This window comes from Serratia sp. MYb239, assembly GCF_002966855.1.
GTDB lineage: Bacteria > Pseudomonadota > Gammaproteobacteria > Enterobacterales > Enterobacteriaceae > Serratia_B > Serratia_B rhizosphaerae.
This window is the reverse complement of sequence record NZ_CP023268.1, coordinates 4,427,725-4,445,816: the sequence shown is the minus strand read 5'-3', so window position 1 is coordinate 4,445,816 and position 18,092 is coordinate 4,427,725. Positions and strand designations below refer to the sequence as shown.

Sequence of the window (18,092 nt, the reverse complement as noted above, 5' to 3'; positions counted from 1 at the left end):
ACAACTAATGTATACCCAGGCTTCACGCTGCGTACAGCGGCGTGAAGCCGGCGGGGTATAAGGAGTAATGAAGTATGTATGACCTGATAATCCGCCGCGCCCGACTGGCGGACGATACCCTGACGGACGTGGCGATCGCCGACGGTAAAATCGCCGCGGTCGGCCAGCTGTCGGCGGAAATGTCCGCCAAGCGCCAGTGGGATTTGGCGGGCAACTATCGTCTGAGCGCCGGCTGGATCGACGCCCATGTGCACTGCTACCCCTCTTCGCCTATTTATCACGATGAACCGGATCGCGTCGGCATCCATAGCGGCGTCACCTCAGTGGTGGACGCCGGCAGCACCGGCAGCGACGACATTGATGAGTTCTATACGCTGACGCGTAACACCAAAACCAACGTTTTCGCCTTCCTGAATATTTCGCGCATCGGTCTGCTGCGGCAGAACGAACTGGCCGATCTGAGCGATATCAACAAGCAAGGGGTGAAGAGCGCCATCGAGCGTCACAGCGGCTTTGTGATCGGCATTAAGGCGCGGATGAGCAGCAGCGTGGTAGGGCCAAACGGCATTAAGCCGTTGGTGCTGGCGAAAGAGATTCAGCAGGAAAATCAGCAGCTGCCGTTGATGGTGCACGTTGGCAACAACCCGCCGGATCTGGATGAGATTGCCGATTTGCTGACGCGCGGCGACATCATTACCCACTGTTATAACGGCAAGCCGAACCGCATTCTGACGCCTGCGGGCACGCTGCGTGAGTCGGTTCAGCGCGCGCTGAAGCGCGGCGTGCTGCTGGATGTCGGCCACGGCACCGCCAGCTTCAGCTTTGAGGTGGCGCGCCAGGCGATCGCGCTGGGCGTGCTGCCGCATACCATCAGTTCGGATATCTATTGCCGCAACCGCATCTCCGGCCCGGTACACAGTCTGGCGACGGTGATGTCCAAATTCTTCACTCTGGGCATGACGCTGCCGCAGGTGATTAATTGCGTGACGGAAAACGCCGCCTCGGCGCTGCGTCTGCCGAGCAAGGGGCAACTCAAGCCGGGCTTCGATGCCGATTTAACCCTGTTTGAGGTGCGTCAGGGGCCGCAGGTGTTTGCCGATTCCGAAGGGCAGTCGGCCACGGGCGAGCAACTGCTGGTTCCGCTGGCCGCAGTGGTGGCCGGGGAAGTCTTATTAACCGATGAAGGGAAGGCCGATCATGTCTTCGATCTATGAAAAATATAATTTAAAACAGGTGATTAACACTTCCGGCCGCATGACGATTCTCGGCGTTTCCACGCCGAGCCAGACGGTGATTGATGCGGTGGATTACGGCCTGAACCATTACTTTGAAATCAAAGATCTGGTGGATAAAACCGGCGCGTACATCGCCAGGCTGCTGAATGCGGAAGACGCGGTGGTGGTGTCCTGCGCTTCGGCGGGCATTGCCCAGTCGGTGGCGGCGGTGATCGTGCGCGACAACGCCAACCTGCTGGTGAACCTGCATTCGGCGCCGGTCAATGAACCGCGTGAGATCGTTCTGCCGCGCGGCCACAACGTTAATTTCGGCGCACCGGTCGACACCATGGTCGCCCTGGGCGGCGGCAAGGTGGTGGAAGCCGGTTACGCCAATGAGTGCTCGCCGCAGCAGCTTGCGGCCTGCATTACGCCGCAGACGGCGGCAATCCTGTACGTCAAATCACACCACTGCGTGCAGAAAAGCATGCTGTCGGTCGAGCAGGCCGCCGAGGTGGCGCGTCAGCATAATCTGCCGCTGATCGTCGACGCCGCCGCCGAAGAAGATCTGACGAGTTACTACCAGATGGGCGCGGACCTGGTGATCTACAGCGGCGCGAAGGCGATCGAAGGGCCGACCAGCGGGCTGGTGCTTGGCAAGAAACAGTACGTTTCCTGGGTGAAACAGCAGTCCGGCGGTATCGGTCGCGCGATGAAGGTCGGCAAAGAGGGCATCCTGGGCCTGACGCAGGCGATTGAAAGCTACCTGACGCAGGAAAAAACCAGCGGTGCGCAGATGGTCGAGCGTATGTCGGCGTTTATCGCCAATCTGAATACGCTGCACGGCGTCAGCGCGCAGACCGTCTGGGACAGCGCCGGGCGGGATATCGCCCGTGCGGAAATTACCTTTGACGAAACCGCGATCGGCATCTCGACCTCGGAACTGGTGCAGGCGCTGAAGAACGGCGAAATCGCCATTTATTTCCGCGGTTACAAGGCCAACGAAGGCAAGATTGAAGTGGACGTGCGCAGCGTTGATGAAGCGCAGCTGATGACCGTATTTACCTGTATTAAACATTTATTGGAGAAACAAGCATGAAGCTGAAGCCAAACTATTACCGTGACCGCGTTTGTCTCAACGTATTGGCGGGGTCGAAAGACAACGCGCAGGAGATTTACGACGCGGCGGAAGGTCACGTGCTGGTCGGCGTGCTCTCCAAGAACTATCCGGACGTCGCCAGCGCGGTGGCGGATATGCAGCGCTATGCGCGCCTGATCGACAATGCGCTGTCGGTGGGGCTGGGGGCGGGCGATCCTAAACAGTCGGCGATGGTCAGCCTGATTGCGCAGCAGGTGCAGCCGCAGCACGTCAACCAGGTGTTTACCGGCGTCGGCGCCAGCCGGGCGCTGCTGGGGCAAAATGACAGCGTGGTGAACGGCCTGGTGTCGCCGACCGGCCGCGTCGGCCAGGTGAAGATCTCTACCGGGCCGTTGAGCGCCGACGCACCGGACGGCATCGTGCCGGTGGAGACCGCCATTGCGCTGCTGAAAGACATGGGCGGCAGCTCCATCAAGTATTTCCCGATGGGTGGCCTGAAGTGCAAGGACGAGTATCAGTATGTGGCGCAGGCCTGTGCCGAGCATGACTTCATGCTGGAGCCGACCGGCGGTATCGATCTGCAGAACTTCGAAGAGATCGTCGAGATTGCGCTGCGCGCCGGCGTGAAGCAGGTGATCCCGCACATTTACAGTTCGATCATTGACTCCGCCACCGGCAATACCCGTCCGCAGGATGTGAAAACGCTGCTGGCAATGACCAAAAAGCTGGTGGGCTGAACCCCGGCGTAAAAGACGGCGCCGCGTAGTGCGGCGCCCCGTTTTAATGGGCGTGGTCGGTTGTGCCCCTACCTCTATCAAGGATAAATATGCGAAACTGGGTTACCCTGCGAAGCGCTCCGTTATTGGGCGCAGTATCCCTGGCGCTGCTGGCGATGGCCAGCCCGGCGCTGCAAGCTGAGGACGCCATGACGACCACCTCATCCCGTTTTGCCTACATCGGCACCTACAATCCCAACGGCGAAGGCGTGTACCGATTACGCGTTGACGCCGCCAGCGGCGCACTGAGCGATAAAACGCTGGTCAGCACGCTGGCCAATCCTGCCCAACTGACGGTCGATGCCCGCGGCAGAACGCTGTACGTCGCCAGCGAAGTCGGCACGGCGGATGACGGTAAGCACGGCACGATTGCCGCGCTGCGCATTAATGGCGAGGACGGCAGCCTGACGCCGCTCAATCAGGTGGATTCACAGGGCGCAGGCCCGGTATATCTTTCGCTGACGCCGAACGGCCGCCATCTGCTGGTAGCCAACTACCAGAGCGGCAGCGTGGCTGTCTTCCCGGTGGATGCGGAAGGCAAACTGGCGGCGGCCAGCTCGGTGCGGCAGCAGCAAGGCCCGGCCGGCGCGGCAAGGCCGGCGGCGGCGGTAGCCGGCAGCTTTGCCGTCAGCGATCATAACGGACCGCATGCGCATATGATCGCCAGCGATCCGAGCGGTAAGTTCGTGTTCTCGACCGATCTGGGACTGGATCGGATCTATCAGTGGCGTTTTGACGATGCCAGCGGTCAACTGACGCCGAACGATCCGCCGTGGATCGCCGCGTCGTCGGCGGGCGCGGGACCGCGTCATTTCGTCTTCCATCCTGACGGTAAAACGCTGCTGCTGGTGAATGAAGAGGCGTCCACGCTCACCAGCTATCGTTTTGACACGCAGCGGGGCACGCTGAGCCAGCTGCACGCGGTATCGACGCTGCCGGCGGATTATCAGGGCACCAGCTTCGCCGCCGGGCTGGCGCTGAGCCGGGATGGTAACAACCTGTACGTCGCCAATCGGTTGCACAACAGCATCGCACAATTTAGCGTCGGCAAGGCGGGCGAGCTGACGCCGGTGGCGGAAACCTGGACGCGGGGTGATTACCCGCGCACTATCACTCTGGATCCCAGCGGGCGCTATCTGTATGCGCTCAATCAGCGCAGCGACAACGTGACGCGTTTCGCCGTGGATCCACACAGCGGCAAGCTCAGTTTTATTGCAGGATATACGCCGGTGGGCAGCCCATCGCAGATGGTCTTTGCGCCGGCGACGCAGTAACTCTCTGGTCGGTTTAGCGCAGCCCGCCTCGCGCTGAGGCGGGCGCTTAACATTGGAATGACAATGGTGAGATTTCCTTATCCTCGTTTAGCTTATCTGTTTGATGCGTTGCAATCGGAAACCCTGCCACAGGATGAACTGGCGAAACGCCTGGCGGTTTCCACCCGTACGGTGCGTGCGGATATCACCGCACTGAATGATATTTTGGAAAAATACGGGGCGCGCTTTGTTCATAGCCGTGGCGCAGGCTATCGGCTGCAGGTGGATGACGCCAAGTTGTTCAATGCGCTGCAGCTGCAGGAACGCAGAAAGCATGCCACGCCGCGCAGCGCGCAGGAGCGCGTGCACGCCTTACTGGTGCGTTTTCTGACCTCAGCGTTTTCTCTGAAGCTGGAAGATCTGGCCGATGAATGGTTTGTCAGCCGCGGGACCTTGCAGAACGATATGGCTGAGGTGAGGGAGCGGCTGGCGGGCTACCAGCTGACCATTGAAACCAAACCGCGTTATGGCATGAAGCTGTTCGGCGCCGAAATGGCGATTCGCGCCTGCCTGACCGATTTACTGTTCCAGCTGCACCTGGCGAATGCGGAAAATCCGCTTCTGAATAACGATATCCTGCTGCAGCCGCAGGTGACGACCTTTGCCGGCCTGCTGCATCCGCTACTGTCGCAATACAATATTCGTCTGACCGATGAAGGCGAGCAGTATCTGATCTTTTACTGCGCCGTGGCGCTCAAGCGCATCAGCGACGGCTACCCGCTGCCGGAATTTGATGTGGAAGACGGCGACGAGGCGGTGCGCAAGGCGTCGACCTGGCTGGCGGGCGAGCTGAGCAAAGCCGCCGGCAAAGAGGTGTCGGCGGCCGAAGAGGCCTATCTGCGGGTGAATATCGCCGCACGGCGGGTGCAGGAGGTGCGTCCGACCGAAATCAACGCCGACGATGAAGAAGCGCTGGTGGATTACATCCTTTCCTATATCAATACCCACTATAACTACAATCTGCAGGGCGACAAACAGCTGCGCGCCGACCTGCTCACCCACATCAAGACCATGATTACCCGGGTGAAATACCAGATCAATATTCCCAACCCGCTGCTGACCAATATCAAACAGCACTACCCGATGGCCTATGACGTTACGCTGGCGGCGGTTTCCAGCTGGGGCAAATATACCCCTTACACGCTGAGCGAGAACGAAATCGGCTATCTGGTGCTGCATATCGGCGTCGGGCTGGAGCGGCATTACAACATCGGCTATGAGCGCCATCCGCAGGTGATGCTGGTATGCGACACCGGTAACTCGACGGTGCGCATGATCCAGGCGCAAATCGCCCGCAAATATCCGCAGCTGGTGATGACGCGCACCGTTTCACTGCGTGATTACGAAGTGCTGACGCATATCGACGAAGACTTTGTGATTTCCAACGCCCGCGTCAGCGAGAAGAACAAGCCGGTGGTGGTGATGTCACCGTTCCCGACCGAATATCAGCTGGAGCAGTTGGGTAAGCTGGTGCTGGTGGACCGCACCAAGCCGTATATGCTGGAAAAGTTCTTCGACGCCAACCACTTTATGGTGGTCAATGAGCCGCTGACCCAGGAGCAGCTATTCCGCAAGGTGTGTGCGCAGCTGGAGCAGGAAGGCTATGTCGGCGAGGATTTTTATCCTTCGGTGGTGGAGCGCGAAGCCATCGTTTCCACCCTGCTCGGGGAAGGCATCGCCTTGCCGCACTCGCTGGGGCTGCTGGCGAAGAAAACCGTGGTGGTGACGCTGCTGGCTCCGCAGGGCATCGACTGGGGCGACGGCGAAATGGCGCACGTAATCTTCCTGTTGGCGATCAGTAAAAGCGACTATGAAGAGGCGATGGCAATTTACGAACTGTTTGTGACCTTTGTCCGTGAACGCTCGATGAGCCGGCTGCTGGGCAGCAATGATTTTGCCAGTTTTAAAGCGGTGGCGCTGGATTGCCTGAGCCGGATATAAATCGGTTATTTCTGAGTGTCCGGCTTCACGAACGTGCCGTTTGCACATTGACCGGCGGCCCTATGGTCTTAAAAATCAAAGGCTCTCTTTGCTGACAGGAGTCACAAGATGGCCACGTTTCCCCGCCGACCCGTAGAACCCGGCTACTGCGTTGTTGAAACGCCGGGTTCTTTAGCCTTTCAAGGAAGTACGCTGTTCGCCAATCCACGCAGTACTGCGGCCCGCTATTTTATGCAGATCAATGCGGATACGCCGTGGCTGAAGCCCGGGCAGATAGTGATTGTTGCCGATCCCGAACATTCACGTCAGGATGCGTTGCTACGGCAGTTATACCAGGCGAAGCGGACGGTTAACCGGGCTATGGAGCCGGTTAACGTTGAGCAGGCGAACTTCCTCCAGCGCCACTATGCCACTATTGCGACCATACTTAACGGCACCAGCCGAGGGCTGGGGATGGCCAGCGATGCCGGCAAGCAGTACTTTATGCGCATTGACACGATTCTTAAGCAGATTGAGGCCAGCTACCAAAATCAGTTCCGGACTCAGGGGACGCTGATTGGCCAGCAGTTTTTTGTTGAAAGGCAGCGGTTATTTAATGAGTTGAAAATCCTGCTGGATAAACCGATTTTTAGCCGGCTCACGCGCAACATCCTTAACCTGCACCCTTATGAGAGCATCAAACGAGCGTTGAACCTCTCCAGCCGTTCCATTGTGCATGAGTGGTCAACGGCGGGCGTCGGGGCGATAAAGGGCTATGCGAGCTACCTGGAGGGCGCCGGCAAGGCGGTGAAGTTTATGAAAGGCGCGGGCTGGATTGGTATTGCGACCGCCGGGGCCAGCGCGACCAATGATATTTATCATGCCTGCACCCTTGGCCGAGAGAAGGAATGTACGCGGGTGGCGTTAAAAGGGTATGGTGCTTTTGGTGCGGGTACCGTCGGAGGAATATATGGCGGAACCATGGGAAGCTTGGCCGGTGTTGGAGTTTGTACTGCATTGGGTATTATCAGCGCACCAGCAGGAGGAACGGCAGGGCTGGCCTGTGCAATTATCGGCGGTACGGCAGGCGGCTTGGCAGGTGGTGTCGCAGGAGAATATATCGGTGGGCAAGGCGGGGCATTTGTTGCAGATGTGCTTTTAAAGTAGCAGAGGGTAGGGCGTGATGAGTTTTTATTTGATGCTGGCTGGCTCGGTGCTGATATTTCTGGGCGTGGGTTTTTTTATATTTATCATGCTGTACTTTGGCGTAACGAAAAAGAAATACGAAAGAATTGTATCGGGCTACTTGTCTCGCGGTTTACCTATGCCAGACGTTTATACCGTTTTTTATCATGGTGGTTTTTTCACCAGCTTTTTACTGGTGAGATTTATGAGAAAGGCATTACGGGGGAAAAAGGTTGGGACGGGTAAGAGGCACTACCAACTATCCGCCGAGTCATATGATTATTTCAACACGCTGCCGAATGAGTTGATTGCCTGGATAAAGAGATATTACATGCTGCATATCATAGAGTTATCGATCATCATTCCCGGAGCTATCTTCATTTTGTTAGACCGCCTGTTAGGGGCCGTTGTACCCGGATATGCCGCATATTCAGGGTAAATACGCCATACTCCAAAAGGCGCGTCCGGCGCTTAATCTTCATCGAAGCCGGAATTAAACAGCGCTATCACCGCGTCCAGTGCTTGCTGCGCCTGCGGGCCGCTGGCCTCGACCTCAATATGCCGGCCTTGGGCGGAATCCAGCATCAGCAGCGCAATCACGCTGCTGGCTTCGGCTTCGGTACCGCTGTCGTTACGCAGAATCACCTCGGCATCAAAACTCTGCACCAGTTCAAACAGCTTCATCGCCGGGCGGGCATGCATGCCCAGCCGGTTCTTGATTTCGACCGTTTGTTTGATGGTCATTGCTTGCGTTTTTCCAGCGTACGGTGGCGCGATTGCACGTTCTTGCCGCGCGAGCGGAAGTAATCCGCCAGCTGTTCGGCCACGTACACCGAACGGTGTTTACCGCCGGTACAGCCGATGGCGACCGTCAGATAGCTGCGGTTGTTGGTTTCCAGCATCGGCAGCCATTGTTCCAGGTAGCTGCGCGTCTGGTAGATAAAGTTATGCACTTCGGTATGGCGGTCCAGGAACGACGCTACCGGCTTGTCCAGACCGGTCATCGGCCGCAGCTTAGGATCCCAGTGCGGGTTCGGCAGGAAGCGGACGTCAAACACGTAGTCGGCATCGATGGGGATGCCGTGTTTGAAGCCGAAGGACTCAAACACCATGGTCAGTTCGCGTTCGCGTTTGCCCAGCAGGCGGGTGCGCAGCATCTCCGCCAGTTCATGCACTGACATTTCAGAGGTGTCGATGATCAGATCGGCGCGCGAGCGCAGCGGCTCCAGCAGATCGCTCTCTTCATCGATGGCGCTTTCCAGCGACAGGTTTTTGCTCGACAGCGGATGCAGGCGGCGGGTGTCGCTGTAACGACGGATCAGCGTATTGCGGTCGGCGTCCAGGAACAGCAGTTGCGGGGAGAAGCTGTCCGGCAGTTGCGTCATCGCATATTCGAACACTTCCGGTGACTCCGGCATATTACGCACGTCGATGCTGACCGCAGCGGAGCTGTTGCGTTCCGCCAGCGTTTTGGCCAGCTCCGGCAGCAGCACCACGGGCAGGTTATCAACGCAGTAAAAACCCATATCTTCCAGCGCCCGCAAGGCGACGGATTTCCCTGAACCGGAACGGCCGCTGACAATCATCAGCACCATGTGGCAACTCCCCCTGGCATCTCGGCGGCGCTTCTGCCGCCGTTGGAAATATGAGCCCGGCGACGGCCGGGATCCGTGACAGACAAACAGTATCGTTATCGCCGGCGGAAGTCACGCCGGCAACCGGTTATTCCGTAATGATCTGATAAAGCTCTTCGTCGCTCTGCGCGGCGCGCAGGCGGCGGCAGACGGTTTTATCGGCCAGACGCTTGGCGACCAGCGACAGCGTATGCAAATGGGTCTTGCACTGATCGGCCGGCACCAGCAGGGCGAACAGCAGATCGACCGGCTGGTTGTCGATGGCGTCGAAGGCGATAGGTTGGTCGAGACGGATAAACACGCCAACGGCCCGCAGTGTGTCCTCTTCCAGCTTGCCATGAGGGATAGCGATACCATTGCCGATACCGGTACTTCCCATGCGTTCACGGGTGAGAACCGCGTCAAACACTACCTGTGGCGACAGGTTGAGCTGTTTGGCTGCCAGTTCGCTGATAATTTCCAGAGCGCGTTTCTTGCTGTTGCAGTGTACCGAGCTTCTGGTGCACTCGATGTTGAGCACCGAGCTTAATTGCATTATTTCGTCGTTCATCTCATCTTCACTTAAAATCACACGCTTAAGCTTGCTTAGCGCTGGTTTGGCGGTGCCAAACGCTCTGCGACGTCGTTGCTTAACGAGGCGATTTTTCGTCTGTTAAACCCTGATGGCTTATCGGCGCGTTATTCTGCTGAATAACGCGCCGATGGCAGCCCGGTAGCACGAAGGCTACGTTCAGGCCGCTGCCGCGGACGGTAGCGGCCCAGATTGTCAGTGTTGCTTCAATTTGTCTTTATGTTTGTTCAATTGCCGCGCCAGTTTATCAATCAGGCAGTCAATTGCAGCATACATATCTTCTTTTTCCGAGGTGGCGTGCAACTCGCCTCCATTCACGTGCACCGTTGCTTCCGCAATCTGCTGCACTTTTTCCACGGTGAGCACGACATAAACCTGATTAATGCGGTCGAAATACTGTTCGAGCTTGGCGAACTTGGTATTCACGAACTCGCGTAACGGCTCGGTGATGTCGATGTGGTGTCCGGTAATGTTGAGCTGCATAATGTCTTCCTTCTCTATTGAGGTCAAACCAACTGTTTACGTTGGTTCGACGGCGGGATGGACAAAGACTCTCGGTACTTGGCGACGGTGCGCCGTGCCACCATGATGCCCTGATCGGCAAGCAGGGTGGCCAGTTTACTGTCGCTAAGCGGTTTGGCGGGGTTTTCCGCCGCGATCAATTTCTTCACCAGCGCGCGGATCGCCGTGGAGGATGCCTCGCCGCCGCTGTCGGTGTTGACGTGGCTGGAGAAGAAATATTTCAGTTCGAAGATGCCGCGCGGGCTGTGCAGGAACTTCTGCGTGGTCACGCGTGAAATCGTCGATTCATGCATCTCCACGGCCTGGGCGATATCCGCCAGCACCATGGGCTTCATAAACTCCTCGCCTTGTTCAAAGAACGCCTCCTGCTGCTCGACGATACAGCGCGTCACCTTCAGCAGCGTATCGTTACGGCTTTCCAGGCTTTTGATCAGCCATTTCGCTTCCTGCAGGTTACTGCGGATAAACTGGCCATCGGCTTCATTACGCGAGCTGTTGCCCAGTGCGGCGTAGTGTTGGTTGATCTTCAGACGCGGAATGCTGTCGGCATTCAGCTCGACCGTCCAGCGGTTGTGCACCTTGCGTACCAGCACGTCGGGAATGACATATTCCGACTCGCCGGTATTGATCGATTGCCCCGGGCGCGGGTCGAGCGACTGAATCAGCAGCATCGCTTCTTTCAGTGTATCTTCTTTTAGCCGGGTTGATCGCATCAGGCTGCGAAAGTCGTGATTGGCCAGCAGATCCAGGTGTTCGCTGATGATCAGCCGGGCTTCGGTGAGGAAAGGCGTCTCTTTGGCGTATTGAGAAAGCTGAACCAGCAGACAGTCGCGCAGGTCGCGCGCCGCGACGCCGATCGGGTCGAAACGCTGCACCCGTTTGAGCACCGCTTCCACCTCATCAAGCGTGACGTCTTCCGCGCCGACGCTTTCCAGAATCTCTTCCAGCGAGACGGTGAGATAGCCGGTATCGTCGACGGCGTCGACGATCGAGGTGGCGATAGCGGCGTCGGTATCGGAGAACGGGGTCAGATCCACCTGCCACATCAGGTAGTCCTGCAGCGTCTGGGTGGTTTCCCCCTGATAGACCGGCAGCTCATCGTCGCGGTAATCGGTGCCGGTGCCCGATGGCGTGCCGGCGGTATAGATTTCGTCCCAGGTGGCGTCCAGCGGCAGCTCGTCCGGCATCTCCTTTTGCTCCAGCGCCTCGCGGGTATCCAGACCTTCGGTGTCGTTGCCCTCTTCCGCGTCGATCTCATCGTGCGGGTCGGTTTGCTCAAGCAGCGGGTTGCTCTCTAACGCCAGTTGGATCTCTTGCTGGAGCTCAAGCGTAGACAGCTGCAGCAGACGAATGGCCTGTTGCAGCTGGGGAGTCATCGCCAATTGTTGGCTGAGCCTGAGTTGCAAACCTTGCTTCATAATGTTCTTTCTATTTTTCCGTTAACCGTCGCGTATCGCTGACGCAAGGCATTACAGGCGGAATTCTTCGCCCAGATAAACGCGTTTCACCTGCTCATCGCTCAGAATCGCTTCCGGCGTGCCGTGGGCGATCAGCTGGCCCTGGCTGACGATATAGGCGCGTTCGCAGACGTCCAGCGTCTCACGCACGTTATGGTCGGTGATCAGCACGCCCAGCCCGCTGTCGCGCAGGTGTTCGATGATTTTTTTAATATCGATAACGGAAATCGGGTCTACCCCGGCAAACGGTTCGTCCAGCAGGATGAATTTCGGGTTGGCGGCCAGCGCGCGGGCGATTTCGACACGGCGGCGTTCACCGCCGGACAGCGCCTGCCCCAGGCTGTCGCGCAGATGGGTGATATGAAACTCCTCCATCAGCTCGTTGGCCCGATCGGCGCGCTGCTCGCTGCTCAGATCGTCACGGATTTCCAGCACCGCCATCAGGTTGTCATAGACGCTCAGGCGGCGGAAGATCGAGGCTTCCTGCGGCAGATAGCCGATGCCGCGACGCGCACGGGCGTGCAGCGGCAGGATGCTGATGTCTTCATCATCAATGATGATGCGTCCGGCGTCGCGCTGTACGATGCCGACCACCATGTAAAAGGTGGTGGTTTTACCCGCGCCGTTCGGCCCCAGCAACCCGACGATTTCGCCGGAGTTCACTTTCAGGCTGACGTCTTCAACGACTTTGCGGCCCTTGTAGGCTTTCGCCAGATTTTCTGCGATGAGTGTTGCCATAAGTGATTAGTTACTCTTCTGACCGTTTTTATCCTGCAACTGCGACGGCACCAGCACGGTCTTCACGCGTTTGCCCTTGTCGCCGTATGCCTGCATTTGCTGCTGCTGCACCAGATAGGTGATGCGCTCGCCCTTCACGTTGCTGTCGAGCTGCTCCAGATAGGCATTGCCGGTCAGGGTCACCAGCTGCGGCGCCACGTCGTAGCGCACTTTCAGCGAGTGTCCTTTCACCGGTTTGCCGTTGTCCTGCATCTGGTAGAAGGTTACCGGCTTGCCGAAGGCTTCGATATAGGTTTTGTTCTGATCGCCGCCCGGACGGGTGACCACCACTTTATCGGCCTTAATCTCAATGGTGCCCTGCTTGATCACCACGTTGCCGGTAAAGGTGCTGACGTTGCTCTGCATATCCAGAGACTGGTTCAGCGAGTCAATGCTCACCGGCTGGTTGGCGTCGGACTTCAGCGCCAGAGCAGGGGCGCTGGCGGCCAAAACTAAGCTGCCGATCAACAGACTACGGAGTGGTTTTTTGAGTTTGAATTTCATAGTTGGTCTTAACCTTATCAATCAGCTCAGCGGTTTTGTCCCGCAGATTTCCGCGCATTTTCATGCCATTGGAATTAAAATTCGCGCCGTAAAGCGTAACTTCGTCATCGGAGGACACATCCTGGGTCACCAGATTTACCTGAGCATTGTCCGTTTTAATTTTTTCCAGCTGCGAGGTGGTGGTCAGGCTGTTCACCTCGACATGGCCGTACAGGTACAGCATACGGTCTTTGGTCAGTTTGGCGCGGTCGGCGCGTACCGACCAGGTGGCGACGGCGTTTTCGTCAAACAGCGTCATCACCGGCTGGGTGAACCAGCTCAGCTCTTCGGCGGTATAGTACTTGGCGCTCTCCGCCACCAGCTTATAATTTAATTTACCGGCCGGGTTGTAGACGACGGTGACCGTTTGCTGGCTCTGGTAGGTCGGATCTTCCGAGTTTACCGGCCCGGCCGTGGGTTCGTCATCGTAATCCGCCATATTCCAGCCGATCAGGGCCAGAACGATCAGCGCCAGTATAATGGTGATCCAGCGTTTGGTTTTGCTCATATCGACAGCCCTTTGGCGTCCTCCAGCTTGTTCTGAGCCAAAAGAATAATGTCGCACAGTTCACGCACCGCGCCGCGTCCGCCGGCGATGCGGGTGACGTAGTGGGCGCGCGGCGTCAGCAGCGGGTGGGCGTCTGCCACCGCCACGGCCAGGCCTACCTGCGCCATCACCGGCCAGTCGATCAGATCGTCGCCGATATAGGCTACCTGATCCGCCGACAGCGACAGTGTATCCAACAGTTCCCGGAAGGCCAAAAGCTTATCGGACTGCCCCTGGTACAGATAGCTGATGCCCAGCGTTTTTGCCCGGTCTTCCAGGAGCTTGGCAGAACGCCCGGTGATGATGCCGACTTCGATGTCTGAGGTTTTCAGACAGCGGATGCCGTAACCGTCGCGCACGTTGAACGCCTTCAGTTCTTCACCGTTGTTGCCCATATAAATCAGGCCGTCCGACAGGACGCCGTCGACGTCGCAGATCAGCAGACGGATTTTCCCGGCTCGCGCCATCACGTCTTGCGTTACCGGCCCGTAGCAGGTTTCAACCATACTCATTGATTTTCCTAGTTATTCTATCAATAGGGCCGCATTTAGGCGCCCCGTCGCCTGTAAAAACTTAAACAACGCCGGCGCGCAGCATGTCATGCATATGTACCACACCCAGCAGCCGGTCGCCATCGGCAACCAGCAGCGCGGTAATATGGCGCTGCTGCATCAGGTTCAGCGCGTCCACCGCCAGCGTGTGCGGCCGCACGCGTACGCCGCCGCGCGTCATGACATCGGCAATTTTGGCGCTGTTCAGGTCGATGCCCAGATCGAAGATGCGGCGCAGGTCGCCATCGGTGAAAATGCCGGCAATGTTCATCTGGTCGTCGCAGATGACCGTCATCCCCAGGTTTTTGCGGGTGATCTCCAGCAGCGCGTCGCGCAGCGTGGCGTCGGTGCCGACGTGCGGAATCTCGTCGCCGCCGTGCATGATGTCGCTGACGCGCAGCAGCAGGCGGCGCCCCAGTGCGCCGCCGGGGTGGGACAGCGCGAAATCTTCCGGCGTAAAACCGCGCGCCTTCAGCAGCGCCACCGCCAGCGCGTCGCCCATCACCAACGTTGCCGTGGTGCTGGTGGTCGGCGCCAGGCCCAGCGGACAGGCTTCCTGCGGCACTTTAATACACAGGTGGATATCCGCCGCCTTGCCCATTGAACTTTCCGGGTTGTTGGTCATGCAGATCATCGGGATTTGCTGACGTTTCAGCACCGGAATCAGCGCCTGAATTTCACTGGATTCGCCGGAGTTGGAAATGGCGAGCACAATGTCCTGCGGCGTGACCATGCCAAGATCGCCATGGCTGGCCTCTGCCGGATGCACGAAGAATGAAGGGGTGCCGGTGCTGGCGAAGGTGGCAGCAATCTTACAGCCGATATGGCCGGATTTACCCATCCCCATCACCACCACTTTACCGCTGCAGGCGGCGATTTTTTCGCAGGCGCGGGTAAAGTCGTCATTGATGTAACTGTCGAGCTGCGCCAGCCCGTCGCGTTCGATCTGGAGCACTTCTTTACCGGCCTGCTGAAAATCGAAGCCAGGTTGCAACTCAATATTCGACATGCTTTTTCTCGTATTCTTAGCCAAAGGTAACGAATGGGTTGAAAAACAGCAGCGCAAGATACGCAATAAAACCACATAATAACAGAGCGCCCGCCAGATGGCCGATGCGATGTTTACGCCCGATGCACAGCGCGCTGAGCGCGATGATGGCCGCCAGCATCACCCAGTAGTCGCGCTGGAAGGCGGCCGGGTCGAGCCGGCTGGGCGACAGCAGGGCGGGCACGCCGAGTACGATCGCCATATTGAAAATATTCGAGCCGATAATATTGCCGATCGCCATATCGCCTTCGCCTTTCAGCGCGCCGGCTATCGACGTGGCGAGCTCGGGCAGGCTGGTGCCGACGGCGATCATCGTCAGACCGACCGCCAGCTCGCTCATGCCGAAATAGTGAGCGATAACCGTGGCGTTATCGACCACCATCCGCGAAGCGAGCGGCAGGATAATAAACGCCAGCACCAGCCACAGCGTGGCGACGGTGGCGCTGCCGCTTTGCGGCAGCTCGGCCATCTGCTCCCTGGTCAGGCTGTCATTGCCTTCGCGCTGGGCCAGCCGCGCGATCTTCAGCATCAGAGTGATAAAGCCAGCGGCGGCGACCAACAGCAGCGCACCGTCCAGCCGGCTGAGCTGGCTGTTCATCAACACCAGGCCGCATAATACTGTGACCGCCAACATCAGCGGCAGTTCGCGCCGCAGTATCTCTGAGCGGACCGCCAGCGGGTGAATCACCGCGGCAACGCCTAAAATCAACAGGATATTGGTAATATTGGAGCCGAGAACGTTGCCGACCGCCATATCGCTCTGGCCGTTCAGCGCTGCGGTGACGGACACGAACAGCTCCGGCAGCGAGGTGCCGATGCCGACGATCGTCATGCCGATGATCAGCGGCGGCACGCCCAGCGAACGGGAAATCACCGCCGCGCCATAAACCAGGCGGTCGGCGCCATATACCAGTAAAAACAAGCCAACGATAAATAATGCTATTGCGAGAAACATGCGTGTCCTTTGCGGGCATTATTCCCTGGGATTTGCCACTGCCGATCGCCGCCCTTCGGCGCTGTTGGGCGCGCGGGGCGTATGGCGATGACGTGAAACCGACAGGGAGCCCGATTCGTTGGTCAAACATAGCCCGGCGGCTATTTTTTCTGCCCACCATTACCGGCTTGCGCCGGGGGATGGGCGCCATCGCCATCTGTGTCGTTATTTTTCGTGATGTGACTAATTTTGACCCTGCGCAGCGTAAAAGTAAAACTAATGGCATCATTGGTAGCGAAATGGCGGTAAGTTTTTGTAAAAATGCGCCGTATTGCGCCCGGTAGATTATTATCAGCGGGTGATATAGCCAACTGAAGCCGTACAAGGATCCAAAAACATGTACCAGCAGGCAGATAATCTGGTCGAAGTGCGCGGTATGACGTTCTCCCGCGGCGATCGGCTGATATTTGAAGACATCAACCTGACGGTTCCCCGTGGTAAAGTGACGGCGATTATGGGGCCGTCCGGCATCGGCAAGACCACCTTGCTGCGCCTGATCGGCGGGCAACTGGCACCGGATAGCGGTGAAATCTGGTTCGACGGGGACAATATTCCCGCGCTGTCGCGGCATAAACTGTACGACGCGCGCAAAAAGATGAGCATGCTGTTCCAGTCAGGGGCGCTGTTCACCGATTTAACCGTATTTGAGAACGTGGCTTTCCCGCTGCGCGAACACAGCCAACTGCCGGAGGCGCTGATTCGCACCACGGTGCTGATGAAGCTTGAGGCGGTGGGGCTGCGCGGCGCGGCGGATCTGATGCCGAACGAGCTGTCCGGCGGCATGGCGCGGCGTGCGGCGCTGGCGCGGGCCATTGCGCTCGACCCGCAGCTGATCATGTTTGATGAGCCGTTTGTCGGTCAGGATCCGATCACCATGGGCGTACTGGTTAAATTGATTGATGAACTGAACCATGCGCTGGGGATCACCTGTATCGTGGTGTCACACGACGTGCCGGAAGTGCTGAGCATTGCCGACTACGCTTATATCGTAGCGGAACACCATGTGATAGCCGAAGGAACCGCACAGCAGTTACAGAACAATCCTGATGCACGCGTGCGCCAGTTCCTGGATGGTATTGCCGACGGGCCGGTGCCGTTCCGTTATCCGGCCGGTGATTACCAGGCCGAATTGTTAGGGTAAGGGAGTAGATATCCTCATGTTATTACAGGCGTTAGCGTCTCTTGGACGCCGTGGCATCAATATCAGCACCGCCTTCGGGCGCGCCGGTCTGATGCTGTGGGGCGCGCTGATCGGGCGGCCTGAACCGCGCAGGCAATGGCCGCTGCTGATCAAGCAGCTGCACAGCGTCGGCGTACAGTCGCTGTTGATTATTATGGTTTCCGGGCTGTTTATCGGCATGGTGCTGGGGCTGCAGGGGTATCTGGTGCTGACCACCTACAGCGCCGAGGCGAGTCTGGGCATGATGGTGGCGCTGTCGCTGCTGCGCGAACTAGGGCCGGTGGTGACCGCGCTGCTGTTTGCCGGCCGTGCAGGCTCCGCACTGACCGCAGAAATCGGCCTGATGAAAGCCACCGAACAGATTTCCAGCCTGGAGATGATGGCGGTCGATCCGCTGCGGCGCATCGTAGCGCCGCGTTTCTGGGCCGGGATGATCAGCATGCCGTTGCTGACCCTGATCTTCGTTGCCGTTGGTATCTGGGGCGGCTCGATAGTCGGCGTGGATTGGAAAGGCATCGACAGCGGCTTCTTCTGGTCGGCGATGCAGGGCGCCGTCGAATGGCGTCAGGATCTGCTGAACTGCGTGATCAAGAGCGTGGTATTCGCGATAACCGTGACCTGGATTGCTATCTTTAACGGTTATGATGCGGTGCCGACCTCTGAAGGGATTAGCCGGGCAACGACCAGAACGGTGGTACATTCGTCTCTGGCGGTGTTGGGATTGGATTTTGTGCTGACAGCACTGATGTTTGGGAATTGAG

The 18,092-nt window shown here is 58.1% G+C and carries 20 protein-coding genes; 9 read left to right on the top strand and 11 right to left on the bottom strand.

Annotation, left to right across the window (positions count from 1 at the left end):
• The first annotated feature begins 74 nt into the window (after positions 1 to 74).
• The 7 genes from CLM71_RS21250 (at position 75) to CLM71_RS21220 (ending at position 7,946) form a co-directional block, all read left to right on the top strand.
• Positions 75 to 1,214, top strand: coding sequence for an amidohydrolase/deacetylase family metallohydrolase (locus CLM71_RS21250; RefSeq protein WP_105232769.1), 1,140 nt, complete (start codon positions 75 to 77; stop codon positions 1,212 to 1,214).
• Positions 1,198 to 2,313 (top strand): DgaE family pyridoxal phosphate-dependent ammonia lyase, encoded by a 1,116-nt coding sequence (locus CLM71_RS21245; RefSeq protein WP_105232768.1) that lies wholly within the window; start codon positions 1,198 to 1,200, stop codon positions 2,311 to 2,313. Before CLM71_RS21250 ends, CLM71_RS21245 begins: the two co-directional genes overlap by 17 nt.
• On the top strand, positions 2,310 to 3,050 hold the full coding sequence (locus CLM71_RS21240; protein ID WP_105232767.1) for a KDGP aldolase family protein: 741 nt from the start codon (positions 2,310 to 2,312) through the stop codon (positions 3,048 to 3,050). The genes CLM71_RS21245 and CLM71_RS21240 overlap by 4 nt, the downstream gene beginning before the upstream one ends.
• A gap of 89 nt (positions 3,051 to 3,139) precedes the next feature.
• Positions 3,140 to 4,363 carry a lactonase family protein gene (locus CLM71_RS21235; RefSeq protein WP_105232766.1) on the top strand — a complete coding sequence of 408 codons (1,224 nt, stop codon included), beginning with the start codon at positions 3,140 to 3,142 and terminating at the stop codon, positions 4,361 to 4,363.
• 63 nt (positions 4,364 to 4,426) lie between these two features.
• A complete protein-coding gene (locus CLM71_RS21230) occupies positions 4,427 to 6,343 on the top strand; it encodes a transcription antiterminator (RefSeq protein WP_105232765.1) in 1,917 nt (638 codons plus the stop codon).
• Positions 6,344 to 6,451: 108 nt separating this feature from the next.
• Complete coding sequence (locus tag CLM71_RS21225) at positions 6,452 to 7,489, top strand: hypothetical protein (RefSeq protein WP_105232764.1); 1,038 nt, start codon at positions 6,452 to 6,454, stop codon at positions 7,487 to 7,489.
• Positions 7,490 to 7,505: 16 nt separating this feature from the next.
• Positions 7,506 to 7,946, top strand: coding sequence for a hypothetical protein (locus CLM71_RS21220; protein ID WP_105232763.1), 441 nt, complete (start codon positions 7,506 to 7,508; stop codon positions 7,944 to 7,946).
• A gap of 32 nt (positions 7,947 to 7,978) precedes the next feature.
• Here CLM71_RS21220 and npr read toward each other — a convergent pair whose 3' ends face one another.
• The 11 genes from npr to CLM71_RS21165 form a co-directional block, all read right to left on the bottom strand.
• Entirely contained in the window at positions 7,979 to 8,251 is a 273-nt protein-coding gene (gene npr / locus CLM71_RS21215) for a PTS phosphocarrier protein NPr (RefSeq protein ID WP_015962012.1), read from the bottom strand.
• Positions 8,248 to 9,102, bottom strand: coding sequence for an RNase adapter RapZ (rapZ, locus tag CLM71_RS21210; RefSeq protein WP_015962011.1), 855 nt, complete (start codon positions 9,100 to 9,102; stop codon positions 8,248 to 8,250). The genes npr and rapZ overlap by 4 nt, the downstream gene beginning before the upstream one ends.
• Positions 9,103 to 9,229: 127 nt before the next feature.
• Positions 9,230 to 9,691, bottom strand: coding sequence for a PTS IIA-like nitrogen regulatory protein PtsN (ptsN, locus tag CLM71_RS21205; RefSeq protein WP_105232762.1), 462 nt, complete (start codon positions 9,689 to 9,691; stop codon positions 9,230 to 9,232).
• Between the two features lie 216 nt (positions 9,692 to 9,907).
• The gene (gene hpf / locus CLM71_RS21200; RefSeq protein WP_015962009.1) at positions 9,908 to 10,195 is read right to left on the bottom strand and encodes a ribosome hibernation promoting factor; all 288 of its coding nucleotides are present in this window, start codon (positions 10,193 to 10,195) and stop codon (positions 9,908 to 9,910) included.
• 23 nt (positions 10,196 to 10,218) lie between these two features.
• Positions 10,219 to 11,652 (bottom strand): RNA polymerase factor sigma-54, encoded by a 1,434-nt coding sequence (gene rpoN, locus CLM71_RS21195; protein ID WP_105232761.1) that lies wholly within the window; start codon positions 11,650 to 11,652, stop codon positions 10,219 to 10,221.
• Between the two features lie 51 nt (positions 11,653 to 11,703).
• Positions 11,704 to 12,429 carry an LPS export ABC transporter ATP-binding protein gene (gene lptB, locus CLM71_RS21190; protein ID WP_105232760.1) on the bottom strand — a complete coding sequence of 242 codons (726 nt, stop codon included), beginning with the start codon at positions 12,427 to 12,429 and terminating at the stop codon, positions 11,704 to 11,706.
• A 6-nt stretch (positions 12,430 to 12,435) separates the two neighbouring features.
• Positions 12,436 to 12,972: a lipopolysaccharide ABC transporter substrate-binding protein LptA gene (gene lptA, locus CLM71_RS21185; protein WP_105232759.1), complete on the bottom strand. Its 537-nt coding sequence runs from the start codon at positions 12,970 to 12,972 to the stop codon at positions 12,436 to 12,438.
• Positions 12,941 to 13,519 carry an LPS export ABC transporter periplasmic protein LptC gene (lptC, locus tag CLM71_RS21180; protein ID WP_105232758.1) on the bottom strand — a complete coding sequence of 193 codons (579 nt, stop codon included), beginning with the start codon at positions 13,517 to 13,519 and terminating at the stop codon, positions 12,941 to 12,943. Before lptC ends, lptA begins: the two co-directional genes overlap by 32 nt.
• Positions 13,516 to 14,070, bottom strand: a complete 555-nt coding sequence (kdsC, locus tag CLM71_RS21175; RefSeq protein ID WP_054307545.1) for a 3-deoxy-manno-octulosonate-8-phosphatase KdsC — start codon at positions 14,068 to 14,070, stop codon at positions 13,516 to 13,518. The genes lptC and kdsC overlap by 4 nt, the downstream gene beginning before the upstream one ends.
• Before the next feature lie 61 nt (positions 14,071 to 14,131).
• On the bottom strand, positions 14,132 to 15,118 hold the full coding sequence (gene kdsD / locus CLM71_RS21170; protein WP_105232757.1) for an arabinose-5-phosphate isomerase KdsD: 987 nt from the start codon (positions 15,116 to 15,118) through the stop codon (positions 14,132 to 14,134).
• Positions 15,119 to 15,134: 16 nt separating this feature from the next.
• Positions 15,135 to 16,112 (bottom strand): calcium/sodium antiporter, encoded by a 978-nt coding sequence (locus CLM71_RS21165; protein WP_105232756.1) that lies wholly within the window; start codon positions 16,110 to 16,112, stop codon positions 15,135 to 15,137.
• A 376-nt stretch (positions 16,113 to 16,488) separates the two neighbouring features.
• Here CLM71_RS21165 and mlaF point away from each other — a divergent pair, with 376 nt between their 5' ends.
• Both mlaF and mlaE read left to right on the top strand, forming a co-directional pair.
• Positions 16,489 to 17,292, top strand: a complete 804-nt coding sequence (mlaF, locus tag CLM71_RS21155) for a phospholipid ABC transporter ATP-binding protein MlaF (protein ID WP_105232754.1) — start codon at positions 16,489 to 16,491, stop codon at positions 17,290 to 17,292.
• 16 nt (positions 17,293 to 17,308) lie between these two features.
• Positions 17,309 to 18,091, top strand: a complete 783-nt coding sequence (gene mlaE / locus CLM71_RS21150) for a lipid asymmetry maintenance ABC transporter permease subunit MlaE (protein ID WP_105232753.1) — start codon at positions 17,309 to 17,311, stop codon at positions 18,089 to 18,091.
• Position 18,092 lies beyond the last annotated feature (1 nt).